General features: G+C 72.5%; 11 protein-coding genes. 1 reads left to right on the top strand and 10 read right to left on the bottom strand.

What is annotated here, in order from left to right; translation table 11 throughout:
* Window positions 1-95: 95 nt before the first annotated feature.
* The 10 genes from EEJ42_RS26390 to bldG all read right to left on the bottom strand — a co-directional run bounded on the left by EEJ42_RS26390 (window position 96) and on the right by bldG (window position 16,063).
* Window positions 96-1,640 carry an alpha/beta hydrolase gene (locus EEJ42_RS26390; RefSeq protein WP_123103604.1) on the bottom strand — a complete coding sequence of 515 codons (1,545 nt, stop codon included), beginning with the start codon at window positions 1,638-1,640 and terminating at the stop codon, window positions 96-98.
* Window positions 1,641-1,821: 181 nt separating this feature from the next.
* The gene (locus EEJ42_RS26385; protein ID WP_123103602.1) at window positions 1,822-3,042 is read right to left on the bottom strand and encodes a DNA polymerase III subunit delta'; all 1,221 of its coding nucleotides are present in this window, start codon (window positions 3,040-3,042) and stop codon (window positions 1,822-1,824) included.
* A gap of 69 nt (window positions 3,043-3,111) precedes the next feature.
* The gene (gene tmk / locus EEJ42_RS26380; RefSeq protein ID WP_123103600.1) at window positions 3,112-6,264 is read right to left on the bottom strand and encodes a dTMP kinase; all 3,153 of its coding nucleotides are present in this window, start codon (window positions 6,262-6,264) and stop codon (window positions 3,112-3,114) included.
* Between the two features lie 91 nt (window positions 6,265-6,355).
* A complete protein-coding gene (topA, locus tag EEJ42_RS26375) occupies window positions 6,356-9,259 on the bottom strand; it encodes a type I DNA topoisomerase (protein WP_123103598.1) in 2,904 nt (967 codons plus the stop codon).
* A gap of 210 nt (window positions 9,260-9,469) precedes the next feature.
* Entirely contained in the window at window positions 9,470-9,667 is a 198-nt protein-coding gene (locus EEJ42_RS26370) for a hypothetical protein (RefSeq protein ID WP_123103596.1), read from the bottom strand.
* Window positions 9,668-9,825: 158 nt separating this feature from the next.
* On the bottom strand, window positions 9,826-11,382 hold the full coding sequence (locus EEJ42_RS26365; RefSeq protein ID WP_123103594.1) for a DUF7059 domain-containing protein: 1,557 nt from the start codon (window positions 11,380-11,382) through the stop codon (window positions 9,826-9,828).
* A 134-nt stretch (window positions 11,383-11,516) separates the two neighbouring features.
* Complete coding sequence (locus EEJ42_RS26360; RefSeq protein ID WP_246097399.1) at window positions 11,517-12,083, bottom strand: small secreted protein; 567 nt, start codon at window positions 12,081-12,083, stop codon at window positions 11,517-11,519.
* Between the two features lie 247 nt (window positions 12,084-12,330).
* Complete coding sequence (locus EEJ42_RS26355; protein ID WP_123103590.1) at window positions 12,331-14,778, bottom strand: sodium-translocating pyrophosphatase; 2,448 nt, start codon at window positions 14,776-14,778, stop codon at window positions 12,331-12,333.
* A gap of 426 nt (window positions 14,779-15,204) precedes the next feature.
* A complete protein-coding gene (locus EEJ42_RS26350; RefSeq protein WP_123103588.1) occupies window positions 15,205-15,633 on the bottom strand; it encodes an ATP-binding protein in 429 nt (142 codons plus the stop codon).
* An 88-nt stretch (window positions 15,634-15,721) separates the two neighbouring features.
* Window positions 15,722-16,063, bottom strand: a complete 342-nt coding sequence (bldG, locus tag EEJ42_RS26345) for an anti-sigma factor antagonist BldG (protein WP_009716787.1) — start codon at window positions 16,061-16,063, stop codon at window positions 15,722-15,724.
* A gap of 54 nt (window positions 16,064-16,117) precedes the next feature.
* Between bldG and EEJ42_RS26340 the strand changes: the two genes are divergently transcribed.
* Window positions 16,118-18,574, top strand: coding sequence for a DEAD/DEAH box helicase (locus EEJ42_RS26340; protein WP_123103586.1), 2,457 nt, complete (start codon window positions 16,118-16,120; stop codon window positions 18,572-18,574).
* The last annotated feature ends 96 nt before the right edge of the window (window positions 18,575-18,670 follow it).

The following is an 18,670-nucleotide window of genomic DNA, read 5'->3' as shown; positions in this document are numbered from 1 at the left end:
TGCTGGTGGTGCCTGATCGGCAGCAGCAGCTTCGCCAAGTCTACACAGTCCCGGGGGGTGCTCCGTACGGGGTTCCGGGGCGGCGGACCGGGAGGTCAGGTGCAGCGGCGGTGGCTGGGGGCGGGGGGTCGGCCGGTGAGGAGGTAGGTATTGATCGCGGTGTCGACGCAGCGGCTGCCGCGGGAGTAGGCGGTGTGGCCGTCGCCGTCGTAGGTGAGGAGGGTGGCGGAGGTGAGCTGGGAGGCGAGGGCGCGGGCCCAGCGGTACGGGGTGGCGGGGTCGCGGGTGGTGCCGACGACGACGATGGGGGCGGCGCCCTTGGCCCGGAGGGGGTGGGGGTGGCCGGTCGGGCGGATGGGCCAGTAGCCGCAGTTCAGGGCGGACCAGGCCAGGGGCCTGCCGAAGACGGGGGATGCCTTCTCGAAGGCGGGGAGGGACGTGCGGACGTCGGCGGGGGTGCGGAAGGCGGGCGGGAGGTCGAGGCAGTTGACGGCGGGGTTGGCGTACATGAGGTTGGCGTAACGGCCGTCGGTGTCGCGCTCGTAGTAGAGGTCGGCGAGGTCCAGCAGGCCCTTGCCGTCGCCGCGCCGGGCCGCGCGGAGGGCGGTGCGCAGCTGGGGCCAGGCGCCCTCGTCGTACATCGCGGTGATCACGCCGATGGTGGCGAGGGATTCGGTCAGCGTGCGGGAGCCGCCGGTGGGGACCGGGTGGGAGTCGATGCGGCGGAAGAGGGCGCCGAGCCGCTTGCGGGCGCTCGCGACGGTGCCGGTGCCGAGGGGGCAGCCGGAGCGGCGGAGACAGTCGCGGGCGAAGGCGGTGAAGGCGGTTTCGAAGCCCGCGGTCTGGTCGCGGTTCATGCGCCGGGAGGTCAGCGTGGGGTCGAGGGCGCCGTCGAGGACGAGGCGGCCGACGCGGGCCGGGTAGAGGTCGGCGTAGGTGGCGCCGAGGAAGGTGCCGTAGGAGGCGCCGACGTAGGCGAGTTTGCGGTCGCCGAGGGCGGCGCGCAGGAGGTCCATGTCGCGCGCCGCCTCGACGGTCGAGACATGGCCGAGGACGCGGCCGGAGCGGGCCGCGCAGCCGCGGGCGAACTTCTTGTACGCGGCCACGAGCCGACGGGTCTCGGCGGGGTCGTCGGGGGTCTGGTCGGTCCGGGTGAAGGCGTCCATCTGCCGGTTGTTCAGGCAGGTGACGGGTTCGCTCCCGGCCACGCCGCGCGGGTCCATCGCGACCAGGTCGTAGCGTGCGCGGACCGGCGCCGGGTAGCCGATCGCCGCGAAGCTCTGGAGGTAGCCGATCGCGGAGCCGCCCGGGCCGCCCGGGTTCACCAGGAGCGAGCCGATGCGGCGGGCGGAGCGGGTCGCCTTCTTCCGGGAGACCTCCAGCTTCAGGTCCCGGCCTGCGCCGGGCCTGGCGTAGTCGAGCGGGGCCTTCAGCGTGGCGCAGTCGAAGCCCGCGCCGCCGGGGCACTTGTGCCAGGTCAGGGTCTGTTCGTAATACGGCTTGAGGGCGGTGGGGACGGCCGTCGGCATGGACGCGGCGCGCGGCGCCGAGGCTCCCACGGAGCAGCCGGAACACAGCAGGGCGGCGCCCGCGACGGCGACGCCGATGGTGGTGAGCGTGCTGCTGCGGCTGGTGGCCATCGGCGGGTCCCTCGGGTCGCGGGTGCTGGCGAGGAGCCGCCAGCGATACGGAGGGTATCCGCCCGACTACGCTCCATGCGGCCCGGAGCTCACTCGTACGGGTGAGGAAGCCGCCCGCGACCAGCCCGCAGCCCACGCGCGACCGGGGTCCGCGACCGTGCGCACTGCGGCCGCGCCGCGCTCAGCCCGCGCGCAGCGCCATGGTCATCGCCTCCACGGCCAGCAGCGGCGCCACATTGCGGTCCAGCGCGTCGCGGCAGGCCGAGACCGCCTCGATCCTGCGCAGCGTCCGCTCCGGCTTCGAGCCGGACGCCACCCGCTCCAGGGCGTCCCGCACGTCGGTGTTGGCGAGCGCGACCTGGGAGCCGAGCTGGAGGGCCAGCACGTCCCGGTAGAAGCCCGTCAGCTCGGTCAGGGCCAGGTCGAGGCTGTCGCGCTGGGTGCGGGTCGCGCGGCGCTTCTGGCGGTCCTGTAGCTCCTTCATGGCCCCGGCCGTGCCGCGCGGCAGCCGCCCGCCCGTACCGGCGGCGGCGCCGAGCGCGGCGCGCAGTTCCTCGGTCTCCTTGGCGTCGACCTCCTCCGCGACCTGCTTGGCGTCCTCGGCCGCCGCGTCGACCAGCTCCTGCGCCCCCTTGAGACAGCCGCCCACGTCGTCGATGCGCAGCGGGAGCTTCAGCACCGCCTTGCGGCGCGTCCGGGCCCGCTCGTCGGTGGCCAGCCGCCGGGCGCGGCCGATGTGCCCCTGGGTGGCGCGGGCGGCGGAGGCGGCCAGCTCGGGATCGATGCCGTCGCGGCGGACCAGGATGTCCGCGACGGCGTCCACCGGGGGCGTACGGAGGGTGAGGAGGCGGCAGCGGGAGCGGATGGTGGGCAGCACGTCCTCCAGGGAGGGCGCGCACAGCAGCCATACGGTGCGCGGGGCGGGCTCCTCGACGGCCTTCAGCAGCACGTTGCCCGCGCCCTCGGTGAGGCGGTCGGCGTCCTCCATGACGATCACCTGCCACCGGCCGCCCGCCGGGGAGAGCTGGGCGCGGCGGACGAGCTCGCGGGTCTCCTTGACGCCGATGGTGAGCATGTCCGTACGCACCACCTCCACATCGGCGTGCGTACCGACCAGGGCGGTGTGGCAGCCGTCGCAGAAACCGCAGCCGGGGGCGCCGCCGAGCGCCCGGTCGGGACTCACGCACTGAAGAGCGGCGGCGAAGGCGCGGGCGGCGGTGGCCCGGCCGGAACCGGGCGGGCCGGTGAACAGCCAGGCGTGCGTCATCTTGGACGACGCCATGGGCTCGGCGTCAGGCTCGGCCGAGACACCGGCCGTGACCAGCGCGTCCGCGTCGTGCGCGGCAGCGGTCAGCTGGGCCGCTACTCGGTCCTGCCCGACCAGGTCGTCCCATACCGCCATGGCTGCCTCCGCCGTTCGTGCCCAACGCGTCCCATTGTGGGGCACCCCACCGACAACGCCGCCAGGCGGTCAGCGACGCCGCCGACCGCCGCCCTCGTCGTCGCGGTCGGGGTCGCCGAGGAGTTCGTCGGCGAGCGTCGGAAGGTCGTCCAGCGGGGTCTCCTCCGCCCAGTCCGGGCGCGGGCGCCGACGGCGCGCTTGGTCCTCCTCCTGGTCCTGGTCGAACTGCGGCAGCTCGCGCGTGCGGTCGTCCGCCTGCGTCCAGCCCTGGTCCTGCCCCTGCTCCTCCTTGCGGAACATCCACGGCGGAACCCGGTCGGCCGGATCGGCGGGCCGCTCCTCCCCCGCGGGCCGCTCGTCCCGTACGGGCGGCAGGACAGCCGTCTCGTCGGTCGCGGAGGACTCCGGCTGGGGAAGGACCGTGGTCTCCTCGGCGTCCGGCTCGCGCCCAGGGCGCACCGGCGGGAGCACGGCGGTCTCGTCGGTCTCACGGGCCTCGCCGGGCCCGCCCGTCTCCGGGCGGGCGGTCCGCGGGTCGAAGTGCGGCGTCCGGACCGTCTCCGCCGCGTCGGACGGCGTACCCCCCGCCGCCTCGGGCGCCTCATCCGTCGTACCGGCCGGCTTCGGGAGCTCGGTCTCCACGGTCGGAGCGTCCGCCGCCATCCGCGCCTGCTCGGCCCGCAGCAGCGCCTCCTCCGCCTTGCGCTGCTCCTCCTGGCGGCGCGCCGCCGCCTCGGCCCGCTCCTGGGCCTGCACCTCCGCCTTGCGGCGGAGCCGCTCCTGCTCGGCCGCGCGGGCGCGGTCCTCGGCCTCGATGCGCTTGCGGTCCTCCTCGGCCCGACGGCGCGCGTCCTCGGCCCGCTTGCGGGCCTCCTCCGCCTGCCGCTCGGCCTCGCGCTGCCGCGCCTCCTCCAGCTCGCGGCGCTTGCGCTCCTCCTCCTCGGCGCGCGCCTTGGCCAGCGCCTCCTGGCGCTCGCGCTCCAGCCGCTCCTCCTCCGCCTTGCGGGCGGCCTCTTCCTCGGCCTTGCGGCGCGCCTCTTCCTCCGCCGCCTTCCGGGCCTCCTCCTGGGCCTTCAGCTCCGCCTCCGACAGCGGCAGCATCTGGTCCAGGCGGTGGCGTACGACGGAGGTGACCGCCTCCGGGAGCTGTCCGGCGTCCACGACCAGGTAGCGGGCCGGGTCGGCGGCGGCGAGGGCGAGGAACCCGGAGCGCACCCGCTGGTGGAACTCGGCGGGCTCGGACTCCAGCCGGTCGGGGGCCTCGGTGAAGCGTTCGCGGGCGGTCTCCGGGGAAACGTCGAGCAGCACCGTCAGATGCGGCACCAGGCCGTTCGTCGCCCAGCGGGAGATGCGGGCGATCTCGGTCGCGGCGAGGTCGCGGCCCGCGCCCTGGTAGGCGACGGACGAGTCGATGTAGCGGTCGGAGATGACGACCGCGCCGCGCTCCAGGGCCGGGCGGACGACGGAGTCGACGTGTTCGGCGCGGTCCGCCGCGTACAGCAGCGCCTCCGCGCGGTGCGAGATCCCCGCGGACGAGACGTCGAGCAGGATCGAGCGCAGCCGCTTGCCGATGGCGGTCGCGCCCGGCTCGCGGGTCACCACCACCTCGTGGCCCTTGGCCCTGACCCATTCGGCCAGCGCCTCGACCTGCGTGGACTTGCCCGCGCCGTCACCGCCCTCGACGGCGATGAAGAAGCCGTTCGCGGCCGGGGCCTCCTCCGCGCCCCCGCCGCGCAGCAGCGCCTCGCGCAGGTCCTGCCGCAGCGGGACGCCCTGCCGGTCGTCGGTGCGGCCGAGGACCAGCGCCGCGATGGGCAGCAGCAGCGCGCCGACGAGCATGAGCGTGAAGGCCGCGCCGCCGTGGGCGAACACGAAGTCGCCGCTGCCGAGCCGGTGCGGCCCGATCACGGCGGCGAGCAGCGGGGCGGCGACCGCGCCGAGGCCGACGGCGACGCGGACGACGGCGTGCAGGTGCTCGGTCATCCGGGGCCGGCGGGACTCCTCCAGCTCCTGGTCCAGGAGGGAGTGGCCGGTGTTCGCCGCGACACCGGCCGACAGACCGGCGAGCAGCGCGATCATCAGGACGGTCGTCGCGTCGTGCACCAGGCCCGCCGCGAGCAGCGCGAGACCGGTCAGCGCGACCGACAGGGCCAGCAGACGGCGCCGCGAGAGCCCCGGGAGGACCTTGGGCGCCGAGCGGATGCCGATCGCCGGGCCGCCGCTGAGCACGAGCACGAGCAGCGAGAAGCCGACCGGGCCGCCGCCGAGGTCGACGGCCTGGAGCGCGGCGACGCCGACGGCCGCGGCGATCGCGGCCGCCACTCCGGCGCAGGCGAGGATCAGCAGCGGCGCGGCTCCGGTACGGCCCTTGTCGGCGCCGGAGCCGGAGGCGGCGCGCGGACGGCGCAGCCCTTCGAGCGGGGAGCGCGTACGGGGCGTCTGCGCGCCGGGCAGCTCCACGAAGTAGAGGACCGAGATGGACGCGGCGAACAGCCCGGCGCCGACGTACGAACCGAGGGCCGCCTGGTGGGCGTGGAACCAGCTGACGCCCGTCCCCAGCAGCCTGCCGATGAGCATGACAACGAGAAGCCCGGCGGCGGCCAGCGGCACGCTGAGGAAGTTCGTCCGCAGCGAGAGGCGGCGCAGCGCGTCCATGTGGTCCGGCAGCGGGCGCACGGCGGCGCCCTCGACGGGCGGCGCGGGGAGCAGCGCGGGGGCCGCGTCGTCCTTGGCGATGGTCCAGAAGCGTTCCGCGACGCCCACGACGAAGGTCGTGATGAGCAGCCAGGCGACGGCGTCGTCGGGCGTCCAGTCGATCCACAGCGGTGCGATGAGCAGCAGGACGAGCCGCAGCCCATCCGCGCCGATCATGGTCCAGCGGCGGTCCAGCGGACCGGACGGGCCGATGAGTGCGGAGATCGGGCCGAGGAGCACCGCGCCGAACAGCAGGGTCGCCAGGAGCCGCATGCCCAGAACGGCCGCGACCGCCAGCGCCGCCCCGCGATAACCTCCTCCGAAGGAGCCCGCGGACACCGCCGCCTGCAACGACAGCAGGACGAGCACCAGCACGGCCAGCGTGTCCGCGGCGCCGCCGACGAGTTGGGCGCTCCAGAGCCGGCGTAGCGGCGGATAGCGCAGGAGGGCTCGGACGGCACGCTCGCGGGAGTCCGCGGCAAGGGCGCCGGAAGTGGGGGTCACGTCCGAAGGCTGCTCTCGCGTCATCCCGCAAGCCTATCCGGATCACGTGAATCCACGTCCCCCCGGCCGAACAAACGGGCGGGGGCACGCGGATGACGTGGCCGCGACCAGGCGTTTACTCCGCCTTGGCCGCCGTCTTCTCGGCCGTGGCCGTCTTGGCCGCCGTGGTCTTCTTCGCGGCCGTCTTCTTGGCCGTGGTCTTCTTCGCCGCGGTCGTCGTCTTCTTCGCCGCGGTCTTCTTGGCGGCCGTCTTCTTCGCGGTGGTCTTCTTGGCCGCCGTCTTCTTGGCCGCGGTCTTCTTCGCCGCCGTCTTCTTGGCGGTCTTCTTCGCCGGGCCCTTGGCGCGTTTCTCCGCCAGCAGCTCGTAGCCGCGCTCGGGCGTGATCGTCTCGACGTCGTCGTCCCGGCGCAGCGTCGCGTTGGTCTCGCCGTCCGTGACGTACGGGCCGAAGCGGCCGTCCTTGACCACGACCGGCTTCTCGCTGACCGGGTCGGTGCCCAGCTCCTTCAGCGGCGGCTTGGCCGCGGCGCGGCCGCGCTGCTTGGGCTGGGCGTAGATCGCCAGCGCCTCGTCGACCGTGATGGTGAAGAGCTGCTCCTCGCGCTCCAGCGAGCGCGAGTCGGTGCCCTTCTTCAGATACGGGCCGTAGCGGCCGTTCTGCGCGGTGATCTCGGTGCCCTCGGGGTCGGTGCCGACGACGCGCGGCAGCGACATCAGCTTGAGCGCGTCCTCCAGGGTCACCGTGTCGAGGGACATCGACTTGAAGAGCGAGGCGGTGCGCGGCTTGACCGCGTTCTTGCCGGTCTTCGGGGTGTCGTCGGGGAGCACCTCGGTGACGTACGGACCGTAGCGGCCGTCCTTGGCGACGATCGGACGCCCGGTCTCCGGGTCGGTGCCCAGCTCGAAGTCGCCGCTCGGCTTGGCGAGCAGCTCCTCCGCGAACGCCACGGTCAGCTCGTCCGGCGGCAGGTCGTCGGGCACGTCGGCGCGGTGGCCGGTCTCGCCCTCGGTCTGGGACGGGCGCTCGACGTACGGGCCGTAGCGGCCGACGCGCAGCATGATCCCGTCGCCCACGGGGAAGGACGAGATCTCCCGGGCGTCGATCGCACCCAGGTCGGTGACCAGCTCCTTCAGGCCGCCGAGGTGATCGCCGTCGCCGTTCCCGGCCTCGGCCGCTGCGCCCTCACCGGCGTCACCGCCGTCGGCGCCGTTCACGCCCTCGCCGAAGTAGAACCGCTTGAGCCACGGCACGGCCTGGGCCTCACCGCGCGCGATGCGGTCGAGGTCGTCCTCCATCTTCGCGGTGAAGTCGTAGTCGACGAGCCGGCCGAAGTGCTTCTCCAGCAGGTTGACCACGGCGAAGCTCAGGAAGGACGGCACCAGCGCGGTGCCCTTCTTGAACACATAGCCGCGGTCGAGGATGGTGCCGAGGATCGTGGCGTACGTGGACGGACGGCCGATCTCGCGCTCTTCCAGCTCCTTGACCAGCGACGCCTCGGTGTAGCGGGCCGGGGGCTTGGTGGCGTGGCCGTCGGCGGTGATCTCCTCCGCGGTGAGCCCGTCGCCCTCGGCGACCTGTGGCAGACGGCGCTCGCGGTCGTCCAGCTCGGCGTTCGGGTCGTCGGCGCCCTCCACGTAGGCCTTCATGAAGCCGTGGAAGGTGATCGTCTTGCCGGAGGCGGAGAATTCCGCGTCCCGGCCGTCGCTCGCCCGGCCGCCGATCTTGACGGTGACGGAATTGCCGACCGCGTCCTTCATCTGGGAGGCGACGGTCCGCTTCCAGATCAGCTCGTACAGCCGGAACTGGTCACCGGTGAGCCCGGTCTCCGCCGGGGTGCGGAAACGATCGCCCGAGGGGCGGATGGCCTCGTGCGCCTCCTGCGCGTTCTTCACCTTGCCCGCGTACGACCGCGGCTTGTCCGGCAGGTAGTCGGCGCCGTACAGCTGCGTGACCTGCGCCCGGGCCGCCGCCACCGCCGTGTCGGACAGGATGGTGGAGTCCGTGCGCATATAGGTGATGTAGCCGTTCTCGTACAGCTTCTGCGCGACCTGCATGGTGGCCTTGGCGCCGAAGCCGAGCTTGCGGCTGGCCTCCTGCTGCATCGTCGTCGTACGGAACGGGGCGTACGGCGAGCGGCGGTACGGCTTGGACTCGACGGACCGCACCGTGAAGGCGGTGTCCGCGAGGCCGGCGGCCAGGGCACGGGCGTCCGCCTCGTCCAGGTGCAGGACGCTCGACCCGTCCTTGAGCTGCCCGAGCGAGGTGAAGTCACGGCCCTGGGCGACCCGGCGGCCGTCCACGGCGGACAGCCGGGCGCCGAAGGTGCCCGGATCGCTGACGTCACCGGCGCGGCCGGTGGAGAAGGTGCCGGTCAGGTCCCAGTACTCGGCGGAGCGGAAGGCGATGCGCTCGCGCTCGCGCTCGACGACGAGACGGGTGGCCACCGACTGGACGCGGCCCGCGGACAGGCCCCGCATGACCTTCTTCCACAGGACCGGCGAGACCTCGTAGCCGTAGAGGCGGTCCAGGATGCGGCGGGTCTCCTGAGCGTCGACCAGGCGCTTGTTCAGCTCGCGCGGATTGGCGACGGCCTCGCGGATCGCGTCCTTGGTGATCTCGTGGAAGACCATCCGGCGGACCGGCACCTTGGGCTTGAGGACCTCCTGGAGGTGCCAGGCGATGGCCTCGCCCTCCCGGTCCTCATCGGTGGCGAGGAAGAGTTCGTCGGACTCGGCGAGCAGCTCCTTGAGCTTCTTGACCTGGCTCTTCTTGTCCGCGTTCACCACGTAGATGGGCTGGAAGTCCCGCTCGACGTCCACGCCGAGCCGACGCACCTCGCCGGTGTACTTGTCGGGTACCTCGGCCGCACCGTTCGGCAGGTCCCGGATGTGCCCGACGCTCGCCTCGACCACGTAGCCCGGGCCCAGGTAGCCCTTGATCGTCTTCGCCTTGGCAGGCGACTCGACGATGACGAGTCGGCGGCCGCCCTGTGCGGTCTCGCTGGTGGTCGGGGACAACTTCGCTCTTCTCTCCGGTCGACGCTCGGTGAACGGACGCTTGCAGCGCGGGTAACGCGTACACGGCCCTCTACGGTGACGCTGCGGAGTGTGACGGTACATCCCGCCCCCGTGTCAAACGGAAAAAGCCCGCAACGCCACTCGAACGGTAACCCGACAAGCGTCCTGTCTGCCGCCCGGACCGGCACAAGCCTCGCGGAAGGCGCCCTGTCAGGCGTAACCGAGGCACCAGATCCCGCCGCCCAGACAGGCGGCGACGAAGAGAAGGGAGAGGGTCGCGGAAGCGACGGGACTCACACCGTCGGCGACCGGCACACGCTGCCGCAGCCGCACCGCTGTCCACAGCAGCAGGGCCGTACCGAACAACACGAATGCCGTTCCGGCGAAGATCGCAGGTCCGCTCTCCATGCCCGGAGCGTGGCACGCGCGGTAGGCGTACGCACGAACCCCGGGTGAACGGCGCGCGACCGCCTTTTCCGGCCCCGTTCACGTCCCCGGCGGCGGCATCCCGCCACGCGGGGGCAAGGGGGCGCGCGGCCGCGCCCCCGGCGTACGCCCGGCGCGCGCTACGGGACCTCGTCGGCCACCGGCTGGAGAAAGCCCTGTTCGACCAGGAGCCGGATGGACTGCGGGGTGCGGTCGCGCAGCACCACCGGGTCCTCCCCGAGCAGCTGGGCGATCGCGTCCAGGATCCGGCCCGCGCTCAGCGTGCCGTCGCACACCCCCGCGAAGCCCGCGCTCACCGTGTCGACCTTGGTCGCGCGGCGCATGCCCCGGTTCTGCCGGAGCACCACGTGCTCCGGGTCCTCCATGCCGGGCAGGCCGACCTGCTCCTGGACGACCTCGTCGGCGAGCCGGAAGCGGGCCGTCAGCAGCGCCGCGTCGTCGTGTGCGCGCAGGAAGTCCTGGCGGTCGAAGTGGGCCGCCACGGCCTCCCCCAGCGGCTGCTCGACCGGGTGCGGCCACTCCTCCACCGTCACCGAGGGCCGGTCGGCGCCGGACTTGCGCAGCGTGATCCAGCCGAACCCGACGGCCGTGGTCCCGCTCGCCTCGAACTCGTCCAGCCACGCGTCGTAGCGCGCCGCGTACGCCTCGGGACCGGCCAGGTGCTCGCCCGCGTCACGCAGCCACAGCTCGGCGTACTGCGCGACGTCCTGCACTTCGCGCTGCACGATCCAGGCGTCGCAGCCGGGCGGCACCCAGGAGGCCAGCCGCTCGCGCCAGTCCTCGCCCCGGACGTGCTGCCAGTTGGCGAGCAGCTGGCACCAGCCGCCTTCGGCGAGATGACCGGCCGCCTGCTGGACGAGGGTGCGGCACAGATCGTCCCCGGACATCCCGCCGTCCCGGTAGACCAGCCGGTCGCCCTCCGCGGAGCGCGGCGAGATCACGAACGGCGGGTTCGACACGATCAGGTCGTACGTCTCGCCGCCGACCGGCTCGAAGAGCGACCCCTCGCGCAGATCCGGCTCCGGCGCCCCGGAGAGGGCGAGGGTGAGCCGGGCCATGCCGAGGGCGCGCGGATTGGGGTCGGTGGCGGTGACGCGGGCGGCGTGCCGACTCGCGTGCAGCGCCTGGATGCCGGAGCCGGTGCCGAGGTCGAGGGCCCGCTTGACGGGCGTACGGACGGTGAGACCGGCCAGCGTGGTGGACGCGCCGCCGACGCCGAGGACGAGCTGCGAGCGCTCCGCGGCCCCACGGGCGCCGCCGGGCCCGCCGATGCCTCCGGCGCCGCCGACCGCGCAGCCGAGGTCGGAGACGATCCACCAGTCCTGGCCCTCGGGGCCGCCGTACGGGCGCACGTCCACGCTCGCGCGCACCTCGGAGCCGTCCCGCACCAGCCAGCCGTCGGTGAGGCAGTCCGTCACCGGCAGGGCCTCGGCCGCCCGTTCGTCGGAGACCGGGCGCTGGAGCAGAAAGAGCCGCACCAGGATCTCCAGCGGGCTGCCGCCGCGGGCCGCGCGCAGCGCGGGGACGGTCTCGCCGCGGGCCAGGGCGGCGTAGGCGGACGCGCCGAGCAGATCCAGCAGGCCGTCGGCGGTGAACGCCGCGGCCAGCAGCGCTTCGCGGAGGCGGGTGGTGCGCTCGGGGTCGGGGATCGGGAGGCGGGACGGGGGCTGGTGCATACTCACGCCCCCATTGTCGGGGCAACCGCCGACCGTCGGCGACGACGGGCGGCGGCCTGTGGAAAAGCCACCCTGTGGATAAGTCGGCACCCCTACAGCCCGACAACAGGGGCGTGCAGCCTGGCCCTCGCGCCTTACGCGGCGCTGGTGGCGCCGGTCTTCGGCTTCTGGCAGCCGGGCTGCTTCGACATCGCGGTGCCGACCTTGCCCGCCTGGAGCTGCTGGAGGGCCTTGTCACCCGAGTCGCTGAGCTTCTTGAGCTCGTCGGCGACTCCCTTGAGGCCCTCGGCGAACTTGGACTTGTCCGAGGTGTCGAGCTTGTCGACGGTCGTCTTCAGGTCGTTGTACGCCCCGGAGGTGGCGTTCAGCTCCTTGACGGCCTGCTTCTGGGTCTGCTCGCCGTTGTCGACGGGCGGGGCGCCGGCCTTCTTCACCGCCTTGGCGAGCGCCGCGTAGGACTCGGAGATCTGCTGGAACGCCTTGGAGTCCGTCTGCTGGAGCTTCTTGGAGTCCTGCTCCTCGGACGCCGCCCGAATGGAGGCGTTGGCGCCCTGGATCTTCTTCAGCTGCGGCTGCACCTCGTCACAGACCGATTTGGCCCAGTCGTTGGCCTTCTTGTCGCCGTCATCGCCGCCGCCGCAGCCGCTCAGCGCCAGTACGAGTGCCGCACCGCCGGACAGTGCCACAAGCTTCTTGTTCACCGGATTGGTCCCTTCCATGGCTCTCGGCCCCGGAACATACACGGCCAAGCCGCTCGGGCCGCCTGCCGAGCATCCTGTATGGATACTTTTGCAGCCAATTGAACCAAGCTCGGTGTGCCATCCGCCTCATCGCGCTCATGTGGTGAACGCGCCGAAGGCGGACACGGCTGCGGGCGGACGGCGTGCCGTCGCACACCGTCCGCCCGCATGCCGCGGGGGCTCACAGGGCCCCGTGACCGCTTCCGGGTCAGGACACCACCGCCGCGTCGGCTGACTTCGCGACGCGTTCGGAGTTGCCTTCGTCACCCACGGCGATTCCGCGCCGCTTGGAGACGTAGACGGCGCCGACGATGATCGCGACGGCCAGCGCGGCGATCGCCGCGCGGAGCCCCGGGCTCGCGTTGCCGCCGTAACTGAACTTCACGACCGCCGGGGCGATCAGCAGCGCCACCAGGTTCATGACCTTCAGCAGCGGGTTGATCGCGGGACCGGCGGTGTCCTTGAACGGGTCGCCGACCGTGTCGCCGATCACCGTCGCGGCATGGGCCTCGCTGCCCTTGCCGCCGTGGTGCCCGTCCTCCACCAGCTTCTTCGCGTTGTCCCAGGCGCCCCCGGAGTTCGCGAGGAAGACCGCCATCAGGGTGCCGGTGCCGATCGCCCCGGCCAGGAACGAGCCGAGCGCGCCGACCCCGAAGGCGAAGCCGACGGCAATCGGCGCCAGGACCGCCAGCAGACCGGGGGTGGCCAGCTCGCGCAGCGCGTCCTTGGTGCAGATGTCGACGACCCGCCCGTACTCCGGCTTCTCGGTGTAGTTCATGATCCCGGGCTTCTCCCGGAACTGTCGCCGCACCTCGAAGACCACCGCACCGGCCGACCGCGACACCGCGTTGATCGCCAGCCCCGAGAAGAGGAAGACGACGGCGGCGCCGAGGACGAGCCCGACCAGGTTGTTGGGCTGCGAGATGTCCAGGCTGAGGTTCATCTGCCCGGACACGGAGGTGTGCACTTCGGAGACGGCCTCCGCGATGGCGTCGCGGTAGGAGCCGAAGAGCGCCGCCGCGGCGAGCACCGCCGTCGCGATGGCGATGCCCTTGGTGATCGCCTTGGTGGTGTTGCCGACCGCGTCGAGGTCGGTGAGCACCTGGGCGCCCGCGCCCTCGACGTCGCCGGACATCTCGGCGATGCCCTGCGCGTTGTCGGAGACCGGGCCGAAGGTGTCCATCGCGACGATGACGCCGACGGTGGTGAGCAGACCGGTCCCGGCGAGCGCGACCGCGAACAGCGCCAGCATGATCGAGGTGCCGCCGAGCAGGAACGCGCCGTAGACGCTGAGCCCGATCAGCACCGCCGAGTAGACGGCCGACTCCAGCCCCACCGAGATGCCGGAGAGCACCACGGTGGCCGGGCCGGTCAGCGAGGTCTTGCCGATGTCCCGCACGGGGCGCCGGGTGGTCTCGGTGAAGTAGCCCGTGAGCTGCTGGATGAGCGCGGCGAGCACGATGCCGATGGCGACGGCGACCAGCGCGAGGATGCGCGGATCACCGCTGTGGCCGAGGATCTCGCGGTTGGTGACACCGTCGAGGTCGGCGTAGCTGGACGGCAGATAGATGAAGACCGCGGCCGCCACCAGCGCCATCGAGATCACCGCGGAGATGAAGAAGCCGCGGTTGATGGCGGTCATCCCGCTGCGGTCGGCGCGGCGCGGGGCCACGGCGAAGATCCCGATCATGGCGGTGATCACACCGATGGCCGGGACGAGCAGGGGGAAGGCGAGGCCCGCGTCGCCGAAGGCCGCCTTGCCGAGGATCAGCGCGGCGACCAGGGTCACCGCGTACGACTCGAACAGGTCGGCGGCCATGCCAGCGCAGTCGCCGACGTTGTCGCCCACGTTGTCCGCGATGGTCGCGGCGTTGCGCGGGTCGTCTTCGGGGATTCCCTGCTCGACCTTGCCGACCAGGTCGGCACCGACGTCGGCGGCCTTGGTGAAGATGCCGCCGCCGACCCTCATGAACATCGCGATCAGCGCGGCACCGAGACCGAAGCCCTCCAGCACCTTGGGCGCGTCGGCCGCGTACACGAGCACCACGCAGGACGCGCCCAGCAGGCCGAGGCCCACGGTGAACATGCCGACCACGCCGCCCGTGCGGAAGGCGATCTTCATCGCCTTGTGCGAGACCGCCGTCAGATCCACGGCGGGCTTCCCGGGGACCCCGGGAGCGGACGATGCGGAATCCCCGTTGACCGGGGTGGTGGGGGCCTCGGGGGTCGCTTCCCGGGCCGCGGCGGCGACGCGCACATTGCTGCGCACCGCGAGCCACATGCCGATATAGCCGGTGGCCGCCGAGAATCCCGCGCCGATCAGAAAGAACACCGATCGCCCGATGCGCTGCGGCCAGTCGTCCGCCGGCAACAGCATGAGCAGGAAGAACACGACCACGGCGAATCCGCCGAGGGTGCGCAGCTGCCGGGCCAGATAGGCATTCGCGCCTTCCTGAACGGCCTCGGCGATCTTCTTCATACTGTCCGTGCCCTCGCCGGCTGCGAGCACTTGTCGTACCAGCACCACGGCGACAGCGAGCGCCGCGATCGCGACGGCAGCGATCACCATCACGATCACACGGTTGTCATCGGTCAGCTCTGCGGCGGCCAGGGTCGTGGTGAGATCCAGCTGATGAGGGGTGAGAGGCCCCGCCATTCGTCCTCCTTGACGTTTGGCACATGGGCGCGCGCAGCAGTTCTGCGACCGCAGAAGAGCCGCCACGCTCAGGCGTCCTGAGCTCAAGATGTGGACGGATTGTAAGTAGCGTCACACGATCAAAACAGGGCGCCGGAATGGGAATTCGCCTGCACCAGCGAAGATCAATAGGTTTGGGCCCCGGGAATTCCTCCGGAAGGAGGAAGGTCAACAATTCACTGACGGGGGTGGAATGATCTCCATAAACGATCTCAGTGCACTATGAAAAGTGCTGTTCAGAGCGGCTTTCCGGACCTCCCGAAGGGCCTCAGGAAGGGCGGCCGGAACGACAACCGGAACGTGCTCCGGAACGACGACCGGGCCGACCGTCACGGGGACGGCCGGCCCGGAGGTCACGGCGGATGGAGCGGGATGGCGGCGGAATCGTTACGGCACGAGGGACTGGGGTGAGGCCGGCCAGCTCATGCGGATCACACCGCCGGTCTCGCTGGTCGTCACCTCGACGTCGTCGACGAGCCCGCTGATGACCGCGAGGCCCATCTCGTCCTCGCTCTCGCCCTCGTCGTCCACATCCGGGTGGGAGCCCGGGGCGTGCCCCGCCGAGGTCGGGGACTCATCGCCGACCTCGATGGAGAACTTCTTCTCCTCCTCGGTGAGCGCCACCCGCACCGGGGCGTCCACCCCGTTGCTCAGGTGCAGCCCCACCGCACGGGTGCAGGCCTCGCCGACCGCGAGCCGCACCTCGTCGAGCACGGCCTCGTCCACCCCCGCCCGACGCGCTACGGCAGCCGCGACCAGCCGGGCGGTCCTGACGTGCTCGGGAAGCGCGCTGAAGCGGAGTTCGACAGTGGCCATGCCATCCCCCTCGGGCGTATGGGCGTGCAGATCAGGGGGCCGGGCGAAACCGCCCGGGACCCCCTTGTGGTCTTCCCGCGGCGACTGGTCAGTCAGTCGCCGCGACAGCGTCCTCGACCGAGGTGTGGATGGGGAACACCTTGGTCAGGCCGGTGATACGGAAGATCTTGAGAATGCGCTCCTGGTTGCACACCAGACGCAGTGAGCCCTCATGGGCACGTACGCGCTTCAGCCCGCCGACGAGCACGCCGAGCCCGGTGGAGTCGAGAAAGTCGACGCCCTCCATGTCGACGACCAGGTGGTAGCTACCGTCGTTGACAAGCTCGACCAGCTGCTCGCGCAGCTTGGGCGCGGTATATACATCAATCTCGCCACCGACCTCGACGACCGTGCGGTCGCCAACGGTCCGAGTCGACAGGGACAGGTCCACGGATCCTCCAGCACCTTGCATCGAGCGGTCGCCCCCCATGGATCGGCAGCCGCGATGGCATTCAATCACTTACCAGCAGGCGTGCACGACGCCTTGAGCCCATTGTCCGTCAGACCAGTGACACACTCGGTGTCGATGGCCCACGACCAACTCCCGCGGCAGGCGGGCATACGCCCCTCGCCCCGGGCCGTTCTCGACCGGCTCGGCACCGGAGCAGGCCGAGGCGCGCGCATCACTCATACGGAGCACTTGCCCCCGCGTCTCGGCAGCCATGCCGACTGGCCTTCGCCGATCCGACCGGAAGTGATCGACGCCGTCCGGGCCGCCGGAATCGAGCGCCCGTGGGCCCATCAGGCACGCACGGCCGCCCACGCCCTGCGCGGAGAATCCGTGGTCGTGGCCACCGGCACCGCCTCGGGCAAGTCCCTGGCGTATCTCGCCCCCGTGCTCAGCACCCTGCTGGACGGTTCGGAGGAGCCCAGCGGGCGGGGCACGACCGCCCTGTACCTCTCGCCCACCAAGGCGCTCGCCGCCGACCAGCGCCGCTCCGTGGCCGACCTCGCGGCCCCGCTGGGGGCCGGGGTGCGGGCGGCGGTGTACGACGGCGACACGCCGGTGGAGGAGCGCGAGTGGGTCCGCCAGTACGCGAACTACGTGCTCACCAACCCCGACATGCTCCACCGGGGCATCCTGCCCGGCCACCCCAGGTGGTCCTCCTTCCTGCGCGCGCTGCGCTACGTCGTCATCGACGAGTGCCACACCTACCGCGGCGTCTTCGGCTCCCATGTCGCCCAGGTGCTGCGCAGGCTCCGGCGGGTCTGCGCCCGCTACGGCTCCTCGCCCGTCTTCCTGCTCGCCTCGGCCACCTCCGCGGACCCGGCCGTGGCGGCCACCCGGCTGACCGGAGTGCCGGTCACGGCGATCACCGAGGACTCCTCGCCCCGCGGCGAGGTGGTCTTCGCCCTGTGGGAGCCGCCGCTGACCGAGCTGCACGGCGAGCAGGGCGCCCCCGTCCGCCGCACGGCCACCGCGGAGTCCGCGGACCTGCTCACCGACCTCGCCGTCCAGGGCGTCCGCACCGTCACCTTCGTGCGCTCCCGGCGCGGCGCCGAACTGATCGCCCTGATCGCCCAGGAGCGGCTGGCGGAGGTCGACCGGTCCCTGCCGGACCGGGTGGCCGCCTACCGCGGTGGATATCTCCCCGAGGAGCGCCGCGCCCTGGAGCGGGCCCTGCACTCCGGTGACCTCCTCGGCCTCGCCGCCACCACCGCCCTGGAACTCGGCATGGACATCGCCGGTCTGGACGCCGTCGTACTGGCCGGCTATCCCGGCACCCGGGCCTCCCTGTGGCAGCAGGCGGGGCGGGCCGGACGGACCGGGCAGGGGGCCCTCGCGATCCTGGTCGCCCGGGACGACCCGCTGGACACCTATCTCGTCCACCACCCGGACGCCCTCTTCCGGCAGCCCGTCGAGTCCACCGTCCTGGACCCCGACAACCCGTACGTCCTCGCGCCGCACCTGTGCGCGGCCGCCGCCGAGCTGCCGCTCACCGAGGCGGACCTGGACCTCTTCGGCCCCGCCACCGAGGAGCTGCTGCCGCAGCTGGAGCAGCGCAAGCTGCTGCGCCGCCGTGCGACCGCCTGGCACTGGACCCGCCGCGAGCGCGCCGCCGACCTCGCCGACATCCGTGGGGAGGGCGGCAGCCCGGTCCAGGTCGTGGAGGCGGCGACCGGGCGGCTGCTGGGCACCGTGGACGCCTCGGCCGCCCACACCACCGTCCACGAGGGCGCCGTCCACCTCCACCAGGGCAGGAGCTATATCGTCCGGCAGCTCGACCTGGAGGACTCGGTCGCGCTGGTGGAGGAGGCCAGTCCGCCGTACTCGACCACCGCCCGCGACACCACCGCGATCTCCATCCTGGAGACCACCACCGAGATCCCGTGGGGGGACGCGCGGCTGTGCTTCGGCTCCGTCGAGGTCACCAACCAGGTCGTCTCCTTCCTGCGCCGCAAGCTGATCACCGGTGAGGTGCTGGGCGAGACCAAGCTCGACCTCCCGCCCCGCACGCTGCGCACCCGGGCCGTGTGGTGGACGGTGACCGAGGACCAGCTGGAGGACGCCCGGGTCCACCCCCAGGCCCTCGGCGGCGCCCTCCACGCCGCCGAGCACGCCTCCATCGGCATACTGCCGCTCTTCGCGACCTGCGACCGCTGGGACATCGGCGGGGTGTCGGTCCCCCTCCATCCCGACACGCTGCTGCCGACGGTCTTCGTGTACGACGGCCACCCCGGCGGGGCGGGCTTCGCCGAGCGCGCCTTCCACACGGCCGCCCGCTGGCTGACCGCCACCCGCGAGGCGATCGCGGCCTGCGAGTGCGAGGCGGGCTGCCCGTCCTGCATCCAGTCCCCGAAGTGCGGCAACGGGAACGATCCGCTCGACAAGCGGGCCGCCATCCGCCTGCTGACGACGCTCCTGGCCAAAGCCCCGGACCAGCCGCCCGCCGAAGGCTGACCGGGCCCCGGCGCCCGCCGCGGGCTCCCGGACGGCCCGCTCCGAGCGCCCGCCGCGGCCGGACACGGGAGGGCCGGGTACGGGGGTGTCGGCGGG

It is taken from the genome of Streptomyces botrytidirepellens, from assembly GCF_003721215.1.
In the GTDB taxonomy this organism is placed as follows: Bacteria; Actinomycetota; Actinomycetes; order Streptomycetales; family Streptomycetaceae; genus Streptomyces; species Streptomyces himastatinicus.
This window is presented reverse-complemented; position numbering and strand designations above follow the sequence as displayed.

Bases quoted from the DNA above. Each gene is read 5' to 3' on its own strand.
- EEJ42_RS26390 (WP_123103604.1), bottom strand. From the start codon at position 1,640: ATGGCCACCAGCCGCAGCAGCACGCTCACCACCATCGGCGTCGCCGTC.
- EEJ42_RS26385 (WP_123103602.1), bottom strand. From the start codon at position 3,042: ATGGCGGTATGGGACGACCTGGTCGGGCAGGACCGAGTAGCGGCCCAG.
- tmk (WP_123103600.1), bottom strand. From the start codon at position 6,264: ATGACGCGAGAGCAGCCTTCGGACGTGACCCCCACTTCCGGCGCCCTT.
- EEJ42_RS26370 (WP_123103596.1), bottom strand. From the start codon at position 9,667: ATGGAGAGCGGACCTGCGATCTTCGCCGGAACGGCATTCGTGTTGTTC.
- EEJ42_RS26365 (WP_123103594.1), bottom strand. From the start codon at position 11,382: ATGCACCAGCCCCCGTCCCGCCTCCCGATCCCCGACCCCGAGCGCACC.
- EEJ42_RS26355 (WP_123103590.1), bottom strand. From the start codon at position 14,778: ATGGCGGGGCCTCTCACCCCTCATCAGCTGGATCTCACCACGACCCTG.
- EEJ42_RS26350 (WP_123103588.1), bottom strand. From the start codon at position 15,633: ATGGCCACTGTCGAACTCCGCTTCAGCGCGCTTCCCGAGCACGTCAGG.
- EEJ42_RS26340 (WP_123103586.1), top strand. From the start codon at position 16,118: ATGGCATTCAATCACTTACCAGCAGGCGTGCACGACGCCTTGAGCCCA.